Origin of the sequence: Trichlorobacter sp. (assembly GCF_034008105.1) — a bacterium.
In the GTDB taxonomy this organism is placed as follows: domain Bacteria; phylum Desulfobacterota; class Desulfuromonadia; order Geobacterales; family Pseudopelobacteraceae; genus Trichlorobacter.
In genome coordinates, this window is the sequence record NZ_JAVEPN010000001.1 from 23,405 (window position 1) to 39,516 (window position 16,112).

Genomic DNA, 16,112 nt, shown 5'->3' on the forward strand with positions numbered 1-16,112 from the left:
TTGCAAGACTTGAGAAAAAAATAGCAGCTCAAATCATTTTGTCAAATTACTTTGTCAAGACCTATGCAGATCACGGCTCATCTCGCAGTAGCACCTCACTATCCCAGGGTTCAAACGGAATCAGGCGCTGGGTGGGCAGGTGCGGGCGCATGAAGGTTGTGCCAGTCTCGTTGAGCATGCAGGCGGCAAAGGAAAAGGTGCTGTTTGAGATCGCCACCATGTCGCAGATGCTGAGCAGATAGAAATCAATATAGTAACTGGCACAGAAAACCTCAGGCGTGAGTGTCGGATCTAGGTCCAGATAGCTGACGGGATTAAAGTCGGCAAAGTCCGGCAAGATGTTTTCCGGCTCATCGCTGGCAATAAAGAGAACCGGGTTGTCGAGGGTGCCCCATATCTCTTGCAGCCATGTCCGGTACCAGGCCGTTGGCGCCATAAAGAGGAAGCGGTGGTTGACATAGGCGTAATCGCCGCGGCGGATGTGTACACCGATCACTGTTTTGCCTATGCTGCGCAATCGTTCGACAGCCGGCGCGATTCGTTTCGCGATGGCTGGCAGAGGTCTGTACAGTGTTTGGAAGTAAGTCTTGTGAGGAAGATAAAAGCTGGTGTGAAACTGAAAAAAACCCTGCAGGTCGACGTTGCGCAGGGTTGTGTCCAAGCTTGGCAGGTCAGCTTTGTTGTGGGTGTTGGCATCAATGCAGATCTGCGGAAAGTGATGGGTGATCGGTGAGTCGGTGTGGCCGAAAAGGAAGGTGCCCAGCCAGACCGGGGTTTCGGTCTGAATCTGGTGGAGCCTGGCGTATAGTTTGAGAAAGGCGTATTGGAACAGCTGGTTGCCCAGGCCATACTGCCCGAGTGAGGAGATGGTGATGGTTCGTTGACGGTCAGTAGCTGTATCCGCAGGCGTAAGGCAGAATGCTGTAGGTGTTCCAGGTGCTGCCACTGCCTCGAGCTGGTGCGCAACGCTTGCAACCACCGCCTCCCAGTCCCGCGACGCCTCCTGACGAAACAGGCGCATGGATGGATACCAGGGGGAGCTGCTCCCATCGACTCCCCAGCGCCAGTCAGGAGCAAAGGGTAGCAGCAGCCATACAGGCCGGCCAAGTGCCCCAGCCAGGTGGGCGACCGAGGTGTCGACCGTGATCAGCAGGTCGAGATGGGCCAGCAGGGCGGCGGTGTCGTCTAGCTGCTGCAAGTCGCTGGTCAGATCGATGATGCCATGTTGTTGCAGTACTACTGCCTCTGTCTGCGTAGGTTGCCACTGCAGGTTAACAAAGGTGATGTCGGGGCGTTCGACGGTAATCTGAAGCAGCAACTCAAGCGAACAGGAGCGATTGGCATCATTGATGTGGGTTGGATTGCTGCGCCAGACCAGGCCGACCAGCGGCTTGCCGGTGGGTAGCCGTTCCCGCCAGGCCCGGCACTTGTCGTTAGCGGCCAGCAGATAGGGGATATGATCCGGGATGGTGTGCAGCGTGGTGCCCAACAGCCGGGGCAGGTCCAGTAGGGCTGCCTGGAAGTCGACCGCCGCCGGCTGATCTCCCCGCAGGATGACCTGGTGGACTCCTGTCAGTGTGCGGCAGAGCTCAAGGAGGGTGCGATCCTGGACTTCAAGTGTGATGACGATTCCTCGTGCTGCCAGCAAAGGGATGTATCTGGCAAACTGGATGGTGTCGCCGAGCCCCTGCTCTGCCCAGATGAGCAGCCTGCAATGGTCGGTAGCGCCATCCCAGGCGGGAAGATTGGTGTGGCGGCGGGGAATCGGATCGGTTTTACAAAAGCGGGCATCGAAATCAGTAAAGCCACGCTGATAGTCGCCCCGTAGCAGTCTTAGTAAGGCCAGGTTCCAGCGGGCAGTGCCATAGTCTGGTTTCAGGACCAGTGCGCGGACGAAAAGGCGCTCGGCTTCATCAAGACGACCCAGGGCCTGGCAGACGGTTGCGGCATTTTGTGGTGGCCGGGGATCGGCAGGTGACAACGCTTCGGCCCGTCGAAAACAGGCGAGTGCCTCCTCCAGCTGATGCTGGCTATGGAGGGTGATGCCAAGATTTAGCCAGGCGATGCTGTTGGTGGGATCGTTTTTAAGCACGTGGCGCAGCAGTTGCTCAGCTTGCTGATGATCTCCGTTTTTCTGGTGTGCTATGGCCAGGTGGGTAGCATATTCGGCCTTGTCCGGCGAACTGCTGACGGCCCGTTCCAGCCAGGCGATCGCCTCGGGGTACTGGCCAAGCTGGAGGGCAGCGGTGCCACGCAGGTAGCAGAGCTGGGGATCGTTGGGGTGCTGTTGCAGTAGACGTTCATAGATGTGTGCGGCAGTGACACAGTCTCCCTGCTCGTGAAGGGCGATGGCCTGGTCAAGCTCAGTGTGATGATCTGCGGCGTGAGCCGCTTGATGAGGAGCGCTGGTCTGCTTACGGTGGTGATCACGCAACTGCTGTAGGCGGGCGAGTGTGTGCCGGATAACGCCTTGCTCGCTAAAGTACTGTTCCCATACCGCTCTGGCCTGGCGACACATTGCAAAAAGCCGGTCTTGCCCGGTGGCAACGATCCAGTCGGCCAATATCCGGCCAGCTGCTGCTATATCCGGTTCGGCAATCTTGAGACAGCAGCTGCTGTACTCTAGCTGGTCTTCATAGGGCAGGAGACAACAGTCGGAAACCAGTATCGGTATCCGTCCGGCCGCCAGGGTTTCGAAAAATCGGATGCTGTTGGTGCCTTCACCTCGGGGACAAAGCACGGTGAGTGAGTCGGCCAGGGTTGTGAGATAGCGTTTGCGACGTTGTTGCTGCTCGTGCGGAGACTTGATGTGGCAATGGAAGCCGGCGGTCGGATCAACAAACACGGACAGGCGCTGTTCCAGCTGCGCCGCCAGGACCAGCTCGCCACGGACCGGTGCTGAGGCGATGTTGCCGGTAAAAGAGGTCAGGTAGCGCAGGCGGGCAAAGTTGAAATCCGGGGTGATATCCCGAATCCATTGGGCTGGATAGGGTATGGCAAAGGCCCCCGGATCTCGCTTGAAGCGATTGATGCTGACTTGAAAAAAGATCGAGGGCAGGTCGAACGGCGTGTTGTTGTCATGATTGGAGTAAAAGATGTGGCGGTCGGCGTAACCACCGAAAAAAGGCAGGGTCGCCAGGAAATGGCGCGTACCATCAACACCGACGTTATCGAGCAGGCCGTCTAGATACTCGGGAAGCAGGAAAAAGTCGGCTTGCTCGGGGGCGTCAGTCTGTTCAAGTGCAGGTTCATTGTTGCTCAGCGCCATAGCTAAGGGTACCTGCTGCAGGTTCCGATAGCGGTTTGCCTCGGTGAGCAGATAGTCTCTGCCGGGTTGGTAGCAGTATATGCGAACGGTTTTCTCTTTCGTAGCGGACTCCTGGCTTACTCTTGATGCCTGGTGCGGATGGTGATCTGCCTGGCGATCTTTTTCAAGAATTTTTTCAAAAAACCGATATACTATTTACACACGAACCGCAAGCGGTGCGGGGGGTATATCATGGATCTTACGAGCGCTACTGAAAAAATGTTTTCAGCCCTGCTGGGGCAGCAGGATACCCGATCAGGCGTGTCGAATGCAGTGCTGTCAAGCGGTATTGGGCTGCTGGAAAAGGGCAAATATAAAGAGGCTGCAGCGGCCTTCAGGCAGGCATCAGCCTTAAGCCCCGATAACGTCGGCGCCTATAATATGATGGCCCAGGCCCAGATCAAGCTGGGTAACAATAAGGAAGCCATCAAGGCCTATACCCTCTCACTCAAGATAGACAAGAGCCAGTCAGATGTGCACACCAATCTGGCAAATATCTATATCGACGAAAAGAATTACGCCGAAGCCGAAAAGTCGCTGAAGGCAGCCAGTCTCGCCGATCCCACCAGTCCGTTGCCACATTATACCCGTGGCCATCTGTTGCTTCAGCAGCAGCGATTCAGTGAAGCTGAGGCTGCATTTAACCAGACCATCAGGCTTGCCCCCCGTGATGGCAATGCCTATTATGGTTTGGGTGCAGCGCTCAATGCACAGGGGCGCCACAGTGAGGCCATTATTCAGTTGCAGCGGGCTCTGGAGCTTAAGCGTGATTCTGCACCGAGCTTTAAGGAGTTGGGTGTTGCCTATGCTGCACTGGGGGATTCGTACAAGGTGGATGAGCAGATCAGCGCCTTGAAGGCGTTGGAGACAGCGCAGGCAGATAGTTTTGTCGAAGATCTGGAAGAGCTTGTTCGCCAACCGAAGATTATCGGTGTCGATACAGAACGTAGTACGTTCAATACGGTCTTTGGGCCGGCTCCGTTGTTGGTGCTCGATCCTGTTACCTTTAGCCAGCCTGGCGCTGTTAAGGAGTTTTCAATTACCTTCCGTTTTGACAGCGATATGGATATGACTTCGGTGTCCAATATCACCAACTGGAAGATAGGTAAGCCGACCGGCGTCAGCGGTGGCCTGTATGACAACGGCTTGTATAAACCAACGGACCGGTCAAGCTTTACGACCATGCCCAACCGGGTGACCTATGACCCCACCCAGAAATCTGCAACCGTGTATTTCTCTCTCTATCAGAACGATACTCCCTTTAGTGAGGGAGGTACAATTGATACCAAGCACCTGACCTTCACGTTTATGGGCAAGGACGCAACCGGCAAGCAGATCGATAGTTCTGGCGACCAATATAACGGATTTGCGGACAAGGCGTTCTGATGGCTTGGCTAGACGGATGCTTGCTTTAGAGCCATAATCCGATTATGTTCACTGCACGTTGAAAAGCCTTCCTTGTTGAGTACTTTTAAAAGGGGTGAAGAATGAACCAAGTTTCAGCTTACACGAATATGCAGAAGGAGCATCTCACCGGTCGTGAACTTGAGGCCTCGGTGCTGACCCGGGCTGGTCTGATGCTGAAGTCTGTGCAGGAGAACTGGCAGGCGCCTGACCATGAGCAGAAACTGCTGGAGGCGATCAAATTCAACCAGAAGGTTTGGAGTTTCTTTCAGGCCGAACTGTCCGATCCTGATAATCCGCTGCCCAAGAACCTGCGGGAGGATATACTCAACCTGAGCATATTTATCGACAAGCGGTTATTTGAAGTGATGGCCAACCCGGATAAGGACAAACTGCAGATCGTGATTGATATCGATTTTAACATCGCCGCCGGCTTAAGGACCACGCCCCAGCCGTAACAGGGTGATGACATCCGCGGTAACTCCTGCTATCCTCTACAACCACTGTAGAGGATAGTTTCGTTTGAGGAGGTTTTTCATGGCAGCTGCAGTACAGCACCATCGTTTGATTATTCTTGGCTCCGGACCTGCCGGCTATACCGCTGCAGTCTATGCCGCACGGGCCAACCTGAACCCTGTTTTGATTGCCGGTCTGCAGCCGGGTGGCCAGCTGACCACCACCACCGAGGTGGACAACTGGCCCGGCGACCATGCCGGGGTGGAAGGCCCCGACCTGATGGAGCGGATGCGGCAGCATGCCGAACGATTCAACACCCAGATTATCTACGACCAGATCGCAGCAACCGACCTGCAACAGCGTCCTTTTGTCCTGAAAGGTGACAGTGCAACCTATACCTGCGATGCCCTGATCATCGCCACCGGCGCCTCGGCCCGCTATCTGGGGCTGCCGTCGGAAGAGGCCTTCAAGGGCAAGGGCGTCTCAGCCTGCGCCACCTGTGACGGCTTTTTCTACCGCAACAAACCGGTGGCCGTGATCGGCGGCGGCAACACCGCCGTTGAAGAGGCGCTCTACCTGGCTAACATCGCCTCCCATGTTACCGTGGTGCACCGTCGTGACCAGTTCCGCTCCGAGAAGATTCTGGCCGATAAGCTGCAGGCCAGGGCAGCTGAAGGCAAGGTGACTATCGAGTGGCTCCATGTGCTGGATGAGGTGCTGGGGGATACCAGCGGTGTCACCGGCATGCGGATCAAGGATGTGCGCGATGGATCCACCAAAGAGATCGCCCTGGACGGTGTCTTCATCGCCATCGGGCACTCGCCCAATACGGCAATCTTTGAGGGTCAGCTGGAGATGCAGGACGGTTACCTGAAGACCAAGGGTGGCTCAGAGGGCTTTGCCACCCAGACCAGTATCCCCGGTGTCTTTGCCGCTGGTGATGTACAAGACCACATCTATCGCCAGGCGATCACCTCGGCCGGTACCGGCTGTATGGCGGCTTTGGATGCGGAGCGGTTTCTGGATGGAGTAGCGCCGGATTCTTCAGCCGCATAAGTTCGTTGGCTGCGCCGGGTGCTGGTCGACGTAGTGCTGCTACGCCTCCGTGCACCCTCCTTGCCGCCTGCTTCTGCGACTGAAGCTCTGCGGCTTTGTATGGGGAACACACGATGATTATTGATCCGCCCAAGGATGATAGTATTCATAAGCTGCTGCAGGAGGTGGGAAGGACCCTGCAGGAGAACCAGCGCTTTCTGGAGGCGCTGAAACAGGACCAGGCGGTCGAGGATGAAGGTGATGCAGGGCCGGATGACGCGGCTGCTGACGAGGAGTTCGAAGAGTTATAGCGGTTAGTGCCTCGCATGCGTAAAAAAAGGCGTCCCCGGTTTTGGGGACGCCTTTTTTGATCTAAGGCTTTTCTGAAATAAGGCTTAGTGCCCCTTCTTCTCCTGTTTGCCGCCGTTCTTCAGCCGCTCCTCACCTTTGACGCCGATATGGCAGGTGGCGCAGCGGGTGTTGGAGGCAAAGGCCAGCGAGCCGTTGTGGCAAGCGCCGCAGTACTTGCCCTGATAGAGCGACTCCATCACAAAATCGCTGTTTTCCTGGGCCTTCTTGGCCTGCATCTCGAACAGGCGGTTGTGGCACATCTCGCAAGACAGGCCCTTTTCCATGTGGGCCTTGTGGGAGAAGATCACGCCGCGCACCGGCTTATCATAGACGATCGGCGCTTCGGGGTAGGCGTTGGCAAAGGCCAGGCCGGCGGCCAGGGCCAGCAGGGCGATTACAGTGGAGAGCATACGTATGGTCATCGGTGAGTACCTCGTCGCGTAAAGTTAATTAGCCTTTGGTGTAGAACACGTTGGGACGGGTGCCGGATTCGGGGCGCAGAATCCAGACCGGCTTTTCGATCTGATGGACGATCTTGAATACACGGTCTTCCTGGTTGGAAAGGTCGCCGAAGATCCGGACATCAGCCGGGCAGGCATGGGCACAGGCGGTGTCCTTCTCGCCTTTGGAGATGCGGGTGTCCCAGCAGAAGTTACATTTGTCAACAGCATGACGGGTCTCGTCAAAGTAGCGGGCATTGTAGGGGCAGCCCAGCTGGCAGGTTAGACAGCCGATGCACTTCTTGATGTTCATCATCACGATGCCGTTGCTCTTGTCCTTATAGGTGGCCTTGGTGGGGCAGACACGAACGCATTGCGGCAGGTTGCACTGGTTGCAGAGTACCGGGATAAATTCACGCTTGCCGCCAATGGCGTCAGGAGTCTCCTTTTCAAGGATGGTGGTGCGGTAGTTGCCATGGCGTCTGGGCACGTTGTTGGTAACCACGCAGGCCTCCATACAGCGCTCACAGTCGATGCAGCGATCCTGCTGCATGACCATGCTGTAATGGGGCTTGTAGGGGTACTTTTTAGCGAAATCAGAGGCATGGGCGCGGTTGAAGGTGGAGATGGCCGAAAAAAGGGTGCCTCCGGCAAACACGCCGGTGATGGCCAGGCCCATCTTGAAAAAATCCCGTCGCTCCTGGTTCGAAACGTTCTCGAGCCCTTCGTTCTTCAGATTGTTCAGATCTATATGCTTGTTCATGTGTTGGTATCCTCGTTATCGGTTGCTATGTCAGTGGATTAGTGGTGTTCAACCTTGTGGCCGTCGAATACTTTTTCGCCAACCAGAAAGAGTAGTGCGGTCAGACCAAAGCCGCCAGCGGCGATGATCCATTCATAGACCGAGGGGAAATAGCTGAGCATATCCTTGAACTCATTCACGCCCAGGCTGTAATAGACCGGCAGCGATTGGCCGAGGAAGACCAGGTTGTAGCGCATCACGAAGATGCCGATGATCATCGAGAGCGAGGCGACCAACATCATCTTCAGGTTGCGGCCCTTGGAGAGGATAAACAGTACCAGCGGACCAACCATGCCCAGCAGGATTTCAAAGAACCAGAAGATGAAGGCGTGGTGGCCGACAACCTCGGAATGGACGATCGGATAGGCGCCGCCGGGTTGACCGGCTGCACCGGCAATCAACTTCCAGGTGGTGAAGAACAGGATCACGGTGATCAGCAGGATGCCGATCTTGGTGGTGACCTCCAGGGCACGCTCCATGTCGGGGGCCATCTGTTCACGGTTAACCTTGTAGCCCAGGATATGGAACAGGATGATCACCGCGCAACCGGTCATCATGGCTGAGGCGATGAAGTAGATCGGCATGTAGGGGCCTTGCCAGTATTCACGGCCCATCAGCAGACCGAACACGGCGCCCAGGTTGGAGTGGGCGGCGATGCCGGCCACAGAGCCGCTGAAGCCACAGATCACCGCCAGGTTATGCTTGTTGATCAACAGAAAGATATACTCGGCGAACATGAAAGCCAGGTAGACGCCATAGAGGGTGCCCATCCACCAGATGTTGGAGGTCAGGTTGGGGGAGATCACGTTATAGATTGCCATCCGCCAGGGGATCTTGATCTCGAAGGCGATTACGAAGAAACCGGACAGGATGGTGGCAATGGACAGGAAGACCGAACGTTTGGCGATCGGCATGAAATCCTGCACACCAAAGACGTGGCCGATGGAGGAGACCAGGCACAGTCCGGTTGAGGTCACCACGAAAAAGACGTAGGCCGCAATCAGGATGCCCCACGGTACCTCGCGGTAGACATTGTAGTAGGCTTCATGGCCCTTGAACATGGTCATCAGGCCGAGCCCTGTGGCGGCCAGTACCAGGCACAGAGAGATAAAAACCATCAGGTAGAAGCCGGTCCCGGCTGTCTTGAGCCGGTTTGCGACGCCGCTTACCAGCTCGTTCAGTGTTGGTGCGCTGTGATTGGTCATACGTGCTAGGTCCCCTTTACTCTGGTGTGTGATGGCAAATCGATGCATAGAACAATTGTTGCATTTGCAACGCTTTGGTTTCTAAACGCTTTTTTCTAGCATAGGCGATGGTGAAATGCAATCCCATAAAAATACAGCACTAATCAATGAGTCGCGGTGTTGCTTTGTTGCAAAATGGGGTGTTGCAATCTGCCGGGGCGTGCAACGTGATCGGCGCAGGCGGTTGCCTTGACTTCGACGGGGGCATCTGCTAGGCTGCGATTTCTTGTTAACTTATCTAATTGACGGAGATTTTTCTGATGGCTAAGAAGCTGTTCATCCCTGGTCCGGTAAATGTGGCCCCTGAAATTTTCGCTGCCATGTCGCAGCCGATGATTGGCCACCGTATGAAGGAATATGCCGAGCTGCACGCGAGGGTCACCGCCAATCTGAAGCGGATGATGGAGACCGACGATCGCACCTTCCTGGCCACCAGCAGCGCCTTCGGTGTAATGGAGGGGGCAGTGCGCAATCTGGTCAAGGGGCGCTGCGTCAACTTCTGTAATGGTGCCTTTTCAGACAAGTGGCACGAGGTGACCCTGCGTTGCGGCAAGCAAGCCGATGCGGTCAAGGTGCCCTGGGGCCAGCCAATCACCGCCGAGCTGGTGGATCAGGCCCTGGCCACCGGCACGTACGACAGCTTTACGCTGATCAACAACGAGAGCTCTACAGGTGTCTTCTCGCCGCTGGAGGAGATTGCCCAGGTGCTGAAGAAGTACCCCGACGTGGTCAGCATTGTTGATACGGTTTCCTCGATGAGCGCCTCGCGGCTGCCGGTCAAGGAACTGGGGATCGATTGCTGTATCTTTGGGGTGCAGAAGGCGCTGGCCCTGCCGCCGGGACTGGCGATCTTTACCGCTAGCGAGAAGGCGATTCAGCGGGCCAAGACGGTGGAAAACCGTGGTTACTACTTTGATTTCATGGAATTTGTGACCAATGACGACAAGCACAACACGCCGTCCACCCCGTGTATTTCGCTGATCTACGGTCTGGATTGCCAGTTGCAGCGGATCTTTAACGAAGGGCTTGAAGTGCGCTGGGGCCGCCACCTGCAGATGGCGGAGCGGACCCGGGCCTGGGCCGTGGAGCGAGGTTTTGAGCTGTTTGCGCCGCAGGGGGCCCGTTCGGTGACCCTGACCTGTGTGGCCAACAACCGTGGTGTTGATCTGGCCGGGGTCAAGCAGCGGCTGGGTGAGCGTGGCTACGCCTTTGACGACGGTTATGGCAAGATCAAGGGGCAGACCTTCCGGGTGGCGCACATGGGGGATATGCAGCCGGCTGAACTGGAGGAGTTTCTGGGACTGCTGGATGAGGAGTTAGCGAGATAGAAACAAGACGGGGCGACCCTGCGGCCGCCCCGTTTTTGTAGCGCTTGAAATGGAAACGGAACTATTCTTCTTCGAAGACGTCTTTGCCGGCGCCGCACAGCGGGCAGCACCAATCGTCCGGCAGGTCTTCAAAGGCGGTGCCGGGGGCGATGCCGTGGTCCGGATCACCCACAGCAGGGTCGTAGACGTACTGGCAGAGCGAACAGACATACTTTGACATGGCAGTGGTTCCTTTCGTGGAAGATGCTGGCGCTACTGCCAGCTGATGGCCTGCACCGGACAGCCGTCAATGGCGGCCTGGATGGCTGCCTCGTCGGCGCCGGTCGGGTCGTAGCACTCGGATTTGCCGGCGCTGTTGAAACGAAAGACAGCAGGGCAGGAGCTGACGCACAGTCCGCAACTGATGCAGGCGTCCTGGTCAACAACCGGTTGTTTCGTCATGGGTGTCTCCTTACTGGGTGATCATGTGGGCAAACCATACCACCAATCCCTGTGAGGGGCAAGCAGGCTGCCGCAATACTGCCTAAGGAGTTGATATGACATTCGATGTTGTGGTGGTTGGTCCCTTGGGGGTCAATTGTTTCGTGTTGGGCTGCGAGGCCACCGGCCAAGGGGTGGTGGTGGACCCGGGCGGCGATGTTGAGCAGATTCTGGCGACGATACAGAAACGGGGGCTGGCGGTGGTCAGCATCATCAACACCCATGGCCACTTCGACCACGTGGGGGGCAATCGACAACTGAAGTCGGCCACCGGGGCAGAGTTGCTGATCCACCCGGCCGATGAGCCGATGCTGGACAGGGTTGCCAGCGTAGCTGGCATGTACGGCCTGCAGGCGGAAAATTCGCCGTGTCCGGACCGGCTGCTGGAGGATGGCATGCTGCTCTCTTTTGGCAACCAGCAGTTGCGGGTGATCCACACCCCCGGTCACACGCCGGGTGGCTGTTGCCTGTATCTGGAGTCTGAGCAGAAGCTGATCAGCGGTGACACCCTGTTTGCCGACGGTGTCGGCCGTACCGACCTGCCGGGTGGCTCCCACGCTCAACTGGTAGACTCCATTCGCACCCGCCTTTTCGCACTGCCGCCGCAGGTGCAGGTCTGGCCCGGACATGGCCCGGCCACCACCATCGGCCACGAACAGCAGCATAACCCGTATCTGGATTAACGCCTATGAACCTGCAAGGAAAAACCATTGTGTTGGGGGTGACCGGTGGGATTGCCGTCTACAAGGCGGTGGAACTGCTGCGTTTGCTGACCAAGGCCGGCGCCACGGTGCACGTGATCATGACCAGGGCCGCCACCGAATTCGTCACGCCGCTCACCTTTCAGACCCTGTCTGGCAACCCGGTGCACACCGAGTTGTTTAACCTGATCCAGGAACAGGAGATCGGCCATATCTCCCTGGCGGACCGGGCCGATGCTTTGGTGATCGCCCCGGCCACTGCCAACTGCATCGGCAAACTGGCCAACGGCATCGCTGACGACCTGCTGACCACCACCGCCATGGCCACTAAGGCACCACTGCTGGTGGCGCCGGCCATGAACGTCAATATGTATGAGCATCCGGCCTATCAGGAAAATGAACAGAAACTGCGGCGGCTGGGCTGCCGGCTGGTTGATCCGGAGCCGGGTTTCTTGGCCTGTGGCTGGCAGGGCAAGGGACGGCTGGCCCCGCCTGAGCAGATCTTTGCTGAACTCTGCCGCTTGCTAACCCCCCAGGATCTGGCTGGACAGACGGTGCTGGTGACTGCCGGTCCGACCCGCGAAGAGCTGGACCCGATCCGTTTTATCAGTAACCATTCCTCCGGCCGGATGGGCTATGCCTTGGCGCAGGCCGCACGTCAGCGTGGCGCGCGGGTGATCCTGATCAGCGGCCCGGTGGCCCTGCCGGCACCGGTTGGCGTTGAACTTGTTGCGGTGGAGAGTGCCTGTCAAATGCGTCAGGCGGTGATGGAGCGGGTCACTGATAGTACGGTGGTGATCAAGGCTGCTGCCGTGGCCGATTACCGTCCTGTGCTGCGCAACGATCAGAAGATCAAGAAGCAGGGTGAGCGGCTGACGATCGAACTGGAGCGCAACCCGGACATCCTGGCTGAACTGGGCCGGTTGGAAAAACGTCCGCTCTTGGTGGGCTTTGCCGCTGAGACTACGGAGCTGCAGGCCCACGCCGCCACCAAGTTGGCCGCCAAGAATCTGGACATGATTGTGGCCAACGATGTGACCCAGGAAGGGGCCGGCTTCAATGTCAGCACTAACGTCTGTCAGCTGTTGTTCCGTGATGGCCGCGTTGAGCCGCTAGCGCTGATGGACAAGCAGGAACTGGCCCACCTGATTCTGGACAGGGTGTTGACCCTGCTACAGCACAGGGGCTGATTCAACCACCGGTTGGCAGCACAAACGGCGAGCTCTGCTCGTGGCTGGCGGTGCGCAGGATCTCCAGTAATTCCGGCTGGTGCATGGCCCGCCGCAGGGTTGGTTTGATGAATTCGGCCCGCTCAATCCCCCCCGAACGGGAAATAAGTCCTGATTTGTAGAGAAAACGCAGGTGGCGTCGCAGTTCCTGGGCGGCAGTCAGGGCGGTTTCGCCGGTGGGGTCGGTCATCCAGCAGAAACTGTCATCACCATGCTGCAAGAGATCCATCACGGCATCCATGGTGATGGCCAGATATTCCTGATAATCTTCCTCACTCAGCAGGTGGTCCGAGCGTTGCGACAGGGTGCACATCAACAGCTGCCAACGCTCCAGCCTCGAAAGCAGCAAGATCGAGTTGAAGATCCGTTTGCTGTTGCCGAAGGAGAACAGGGTGGGGGCCATCACCCGCCGCAGCAGGCTGTCGTCCAGACTGCGGCCGTTCTGACAGACTGAGCGTGCCCGCTCCCAGGTGGCCGGTTTTACAAAGGCCTCAAAACGCATCTCCCAGTAGGTATGGCGTAGCGCAATGGTGGAGAAGGAACGAATGATCTTGTAGGGCACGAAATAGTTGTGGGCCACCATGTCAGCTGCCAGGTGGCAGAGGTAGCCCCAGGCGCAGGCCCGCTGCGAATCAGTGCTGGACGCCTGCAGCAGCCGGCTACCCACCCGCCAGCGGTGGCAGTTCAGCAGGTAGTGGGTGTATTTTTTGCCCACGATGATGTCGGCTGCCATGCAGCCATAGAGAAAATCGTCGCTGGCGCCGGCCAGCAGGGCGGCCAGGTTGGGCGGCAGCTGCGGGAGTCGTTGCAGCACCTCCAGGCCGATGGTCAGGTGGGTGCCGCCACCCCAGGCCAGGGCCTGATCAGGCAGCAGCAGGCAGCAACAGCACAGTAGTGCGAGACGAATCATCATGATCATGCAGGTAGCTTACTGCGGGTCGTCAGGAAATGCAAACCAGGAGCACGCGCAATGCCACACAGACTCACGCCCGGCGCCATGTATGCCTCAGTACACAGCTATCTGCAGGAGCTTGAGGAGAGCGGCGTGGATGGGGTGCCGCATGACGAACCTGCTGCGACTGAAGCGGCAGTTGGCTCAGGTTCTGGTGCTTCCTTGCAGGTTGAACCGCAGACCCTGGCAGAGGTGCGTCAACTGATGGGCGATTGCCAACGCTGCGGTCTGGCCGCCACCCGTACCAAGCTGGTGTTTGGCGCCGGTAATCCCCAAGCGCGGCTACTGTTTGTGGGTGAGGCGCCCGGCGCCGACGAGGATCGGCGTGGCGAGCCATTCGTGGGTGAGGCCGGTGCTGTCCTGACCAGGATCATCGAGGCCATGGGGCTCAAGCGGGAGCAGGTTTACATCACCAATCTGCTCAAGTGCCGACCGCCGGCCAACCGTCACCCCCACAAGGACGAGATCGAGCAGTGCGCACCGTTTTTGGCCCAGCAGATCCGCGTGATCGGTCCTGAGATGATTGTGGCCCTGGGCACCAGCGCCGCCCAAACACTGCTGCAGAGCAGGGAGCCGATCTCCCAGTTGCGGGGGCAGTTTCACACCTATCACGGCATACCGGTCATGCCGACCTTCCACCCTTCATTTTTACTGCACCACAAAGACAATAAGCAGCATTACTGGGATGTCTGGAACGACATGGTCTTGGTGCTTGGCCGGCTGGGGCTGGCGGTGCCGGAGAAAAAGAAGAAGTAGCATTAATCAGCTAATGGCAACCAGCGTCTGACCACGAACAGTTGCTGCTTGCCGTGTTGTTTTGGCCAGATGTCCAGGCCTTGCCGCGTTGTCATGATCTCCCGCAGTCGCTGGCGCAACGGCGTCAGACGTACCCCTCCATTGCCTGCCTGACCACATACGAGCAGGCTTTCAATGGCCTGTTCTCCATCGGCAACGATGACCACGTGCCCCTTCCAGACAATCAGATCCAACGGTTTCAATCGTTTCAGCAACTGCGCAAGCGTGAGCCCTGCCACCGGCACTGCCCGGCCGTAGCTGACCAGATCGGCGGTGTTGCGTGGTGTGGCGCCATCTGTGGCCTCGTACAGCAGGCCGGAACAGTCCAGGCCGGCAAAATGACGAGTCTGCCCGAACTGCACCCCCTGGCGCAGGTTGCCGCCCCAGACATAGGGCAGGCCGATTGCGGAGTGCAGGCGCTGCAGTAGTTCTTCGGCAGAGCGGGGTGCCGGAATGGGCAGCGGCGGTAGCGAGGCGCGCCGCTCGAGTCTACTGGCAGCGACAAATAAGCGCACACCCGGCGGCGGGCGGTAGGATGGGCTGGTGACCTCAAGCACCGACTGCCGGTTAAGGATCATGTCCGCCACGACCGTGAAAGGGGTGCCCGTAAAGGCGATCCACTCAAGCTGGCGCACTTGGCCACAGCGGTCTGTGGGTGGCGGTGCGCTGCTGGCAGCAGCCTGTGGACTGTTGTAGACCGGGGTTGGTGCGCTGGCCACAGCGTAGGGTAACGGTTGGGCAATGGCTGCCACCGGCAGCACCAGACAGTTCAAAATCAGCAGCAACCGTTTCATCAATGCTCTCCCAGATACTGTTTGATGCAGGCCCGCTGCTGTGTGGTCAGGCGTGGCGAGTGGCCCAGCTCCTTGACGACACCACGTTTAAGGCGTGGCAGCCAGAGGGTGTACCAGATCAGCGGCGTGCGCGGATGCTTGAGGATTGCCAGCCGTAGGTTGGGGCGGTGCTGCCAGTGGGCGTGGCGGGCCACCTGCGAAATGGTTTCGGCACTGGCGGCCCCGGAGCTGAGGAACTGGTGCAGGGCTCCCTCCTTGAGGCGCGGGTTGTCCAGGCAGACGGCCACCACCTGCGGCAGCCCCTCCTTGAGCAGCGCCTCGACAATGGCGGCGGTGCCCTGGCGGGCCAGGGCCAGTTTGTTGCCCAGGGGCTGGGTGGGCAGACGCTGGATGATCAGGCGTTCCGCTGCCATCCGCTGGTCCGGTGTGGCCTGGGGGTGACGGCTGAGCTCGGCCAGATCGAACAGGTACAGGCGGGGCAGAAGACCTAGGGCGATCTGGGGTGGCGTTTCGGGATGCCGCGCCAGCGCCTTGGCAAGTTGATAGCTGTTGCCTGCCTCATCTAAGTAGTGCTGGATGATTTCAAACAGGGCGCTGGTCAAGCCGCGCTGCTTGAGCAGGGTCAGCAGGTGATGTTCGTCCAGGGCCGGGTTGCGTAGCAGCACCCGTAGCAGGTCAGGGGACGGCTGCTCAAGCAGGGAATAGATGGCCTGCTTGTCGGCCGTGAGTGCGTGATGCAGCCGTTTGAGATCAAGCTCCTGAGGGGCTATTTCCAGTGTCTGCATCGCGGTGCC

Annotated in this window: 17 protein-coding genes; 8 read left to right on the forward strand and 9 right to left on the reverse strand. The window is 58.2% G+C overall.

Annotated features, from left to right (window positions below; translation table 11 throughout):
* Nucleotides 1–70 precede the first annotated feature (70 nt).
* On the reverse strand, nucleotides 71–3,268 hold the full coding sequence (locus RBQ93_RS00080; protein WP_320369957.1) for a tetratricopeptide repeat protein: 3,198 nt from the start codon (nucleotides 3,266–3,268) through the stop codon (nucleotides 71–73).
* A gap of 231 nt (nucleotides 3,269–3,499) precedes the next feature.
* On the opposite strand from RBQ93_RS00080, the gene RBQ93_RS00085 reads away from it, so the two are divergent.
* The 4 genes from RBQ93_RS00085 (at nucleotide 3,500) to RBQ93_RS00100 (ending at nucleotide 6,513) form a co-directional block, all read left to right on the forward strand.
* Entirely contained in the window at nucleotides 3,500–4,693 is a 1,194-nt protein-coding gene (locus tag RBQ93_RS00085) for a tetratricopeptide repeat protein (protein ID WP_320369958.1), read from the forward strand.
* Between the two features lie 101 nt (nucleotides 4,694–4,794).
* Nucleotides 4,795–5,169: a flagellar biosynthesis regulator FlaF gene (gene flaF / locus RBQ93_RS00090; RefSeq protein WP_320369959.1), complete on the forward strand. Its 375-nt coding sequence runs from the start codon at nucleotides 4,795–4,797 to the stop codon at nucleotides 5,167–5,169.
* 79 nt (nucleotides 5,170–5,248) lie between these two features.
* Nucleotides 5,249–6,223 (forward strand): thioredoxin-disulfide reductase, encoded by a 975-nt coding sequence (gene trxB, locus RBQ93_RS00095; RefSeq protein ID WP_320369960.1) that lies wholly within the window; start codon nucleotides 5,249–5,251, stop codon nucleotides 6,221–6,223.
* 113 nt (nucleotides 6,224–6,336) lie between these two features.
* Nucleotides 6,337–6,513: a hypothetical protein gene (locus tag RBQ93_RS00100; protein WP_320369961.1), complete on the forward strand. Its 177-nt coding sequence runs from the start codon at nucleotides 6,337–6,339 to the stop codon at nucleotides 6,511–6,513.
* Nucleotides 6,514–6,597: 84 nt separating this feature from the next.
* Here the strand turns inward: RBQ93_RS00100 and RBQ93_RS00105 are convergent, their stop codons facing one another.
* Genes RBQ93_RS00105 through nrfD form a run of 3 tightly spaced genes read right to left on the reverse strand, consistent with a single transcriptional unit; the run spans nucleotide 6,598 to nucleotide 9,000 of the window.
* Entirely contained in the window at nucleotides 6,598–6,975 is a 378-nt protein-coding gene (locus RBQ93_RS00105) for a cytochrome c3 family protein (protein ID WP_320369962.1), read from the reverse strand.
* A gap of 28 nt (nucleotides 6,976–7,003) precedes the next feature.
* The gene (locus RBQ93_RS00110; RefSeq protein WP_320369963.1) at nucleotides 7,004–7,756 is read right to left on the reverse strand and encodes a 4Fe-4S dicluster domain-containing protein; all 753 of its coding nucleotides are present in this window, start codon (nucleotides 7,754–7,756) and stop codon (nucleotides 7,004–7,006) included.
* 38 nt (nucleotides 7,757–7,794) lie between these two features.
* Nucleotides 7,795–9,000, reverse strand: coding sequence for an NrfD/PsrC family molybdoenzyme membrane anchor subunit (nrfD, locus tag RBQ93_RS00115; RefSeq protein ID WP_320369964.1), 1,206 nt, complete (start codon nucleotides 8,998–9,000; stop codon nucleotides 7,795–7,797).
* Nucleotides 9,001–9,299: 299 nt separating this feature from the next.
* Between nrfD and RBQ93_RS00120 the strand changes: the two genes are divergently transcribed.
* Nucleotides 9,300–10,367, forward strand: a complete 1,068-nt coding sequence (locus RBQ93_RS00120) for an alanine--glyoxylate aminotransferase family protein (protein WP_320369965.1) — start codon at nucleotides 9,300–9,302, stop codon at nucleotides 10,365–10,367.
* Between the two features lie 61 nt (nucleotides 10,368–10,428).
* Here RBQ93_RS00120 and rd read toward each other — a convergent pair whose 3' ends face one another.
* Together rd and RBQ93_RS00130 are read right to left on the reverse strand one after the other, a co-directional pair.
* Nucleotides 10,429–10,587 (reverse strand): rubredoxin, encoded by a 159-nt coding sequence (rd, locus tag RBQ93_RS00125; RefSeq protein ID WP_320369966.1) that lies wholly within the window; start codon nucleotides 10,585–10,587, stop codon nucleotides 10,429–10,431.
* 32 nt (nucleotides 10,588–10,619) lie between these two features.
* Nucleotides 10,620–10,808 carry a ferredoxin gene (locus RBQ93_RS00130; protein ID WP_320369967.1) on the reverse strand — a complete coding sequence of 63 codons (189 nt, stop codon included), beginning with the start codon at nucleotides 10,806–10,808 and terminating at the stop codon, nucleotides 10,620–10,622.
* Nucleotides 10,809–10,903: 95 nt separating this feature from the next.
* Here RBQ93_RS00130 and RBQ93_RS00135 point away from each other — a divergent pair, with 95 nt between their 5' ends.
* Nucleotides 10,904–11,530 (forward strand): MBL fold metallo-hydrolase, encoded by a 627-nt coding sequence (locus RBQ93_RS00135; protein ID WP_320369968.1) that lies wholly within the window; start codon nucleotides 10,904–10,906, stop codon nucleotides 11,528–11,530.
* 5 nt (nucleotides 11,531–11,535) lie between these two features.
* Nucleotides 11,536–12,738, forward strand: coding sequence for a bifunctional phosphopantothenoylcysteine decarboxylase/phosphopantothenate--cysteine ligase CoaBC (gene coaBC / locus RBQ93_RS00140; protein ID WP_320369969.1), 1,203 nt, complete (start codon nucleotides 11,536–11,538; stop codon nucleotides 12,736–12,738).
* Nucleotide 12,739: 1 nt separating this feature from the next.
* Here the strand turns inward: coaBC and RBQ93_RS00145 are convergent, their stop codons facing one another.
* The gene (locus RBQ93_RS00145) at nucleotides 12,740–13,696 is read right to left on the reverse strand and encodes a zinc dependent phospholipase C family protein (RefSeq protein ID WP_320369970.1); all 957 of its coding nucleotides are present in this window, start codon (nucleotides 13,694–13,696) and stop codon (nucleotides 12,740–12,742) included.
* 51 nt (nucleotides 13,697–13,747) lie between these two features.
* On the opposite strand from RBQ93_RS00145, the gene RBQ93_RS00150 reads away from it, so the two are divergent.
* The gene (locus RBQ93_RS00150; protein WP_320369971.1) at nucleotides 13,748–14,485 is read left to right on the forward strand and encodes a uracil-DNA glycosylase; all 738 of its coding nucleotides are present in this window, start codon (nucleotides 13,748–13,750) and stop codon (nucleotides 14,483–14,485) included.
* Nucleotides 14,486–14,487: 2 nt separating this feature from the next.
* Here the strand turns inward: RBQ93_RS00150 and RBQ93_RS00155 are convergent, their stop codons facing one another.
* Together RBQ93_RS00155 and RBQ93_RS00160 are read right to left on the reverse strand one after the other, a co-directional pair.
* Nucleotides 14,488–15,318 carry a glycoside hydrolase gene (locus RBQ93_RS00155; protein WP_320369972.1) on the reverse strand — a complete coding sequence of 277 codons (831 nt, stop codon included), beginning with the start codon at nucleotides 15,316–15,318 and terminating at the stop codon, nucleotides 14,488–14,490.
* The gene (locus RBQ93_RS00160; RefSeq protein ID WP_320369973.1) at nucleotides 15,318–16,103 is read right to left on the reverse strand and encodes a hypothetical protein; all 786 of its coding nucleotides are present in this window, start codon (nucleotides 16,101–16,103) and stop codon (nucleotides 15,318–15,320) included. Before RBQ93_RS00160 ends, RBQ93_RS00155 begins: the two co-directional genes overlap by 1 nt.
* Between the last annotated feature and the right edge of the window lie 9 nt (nucleotides 16,104–16,112).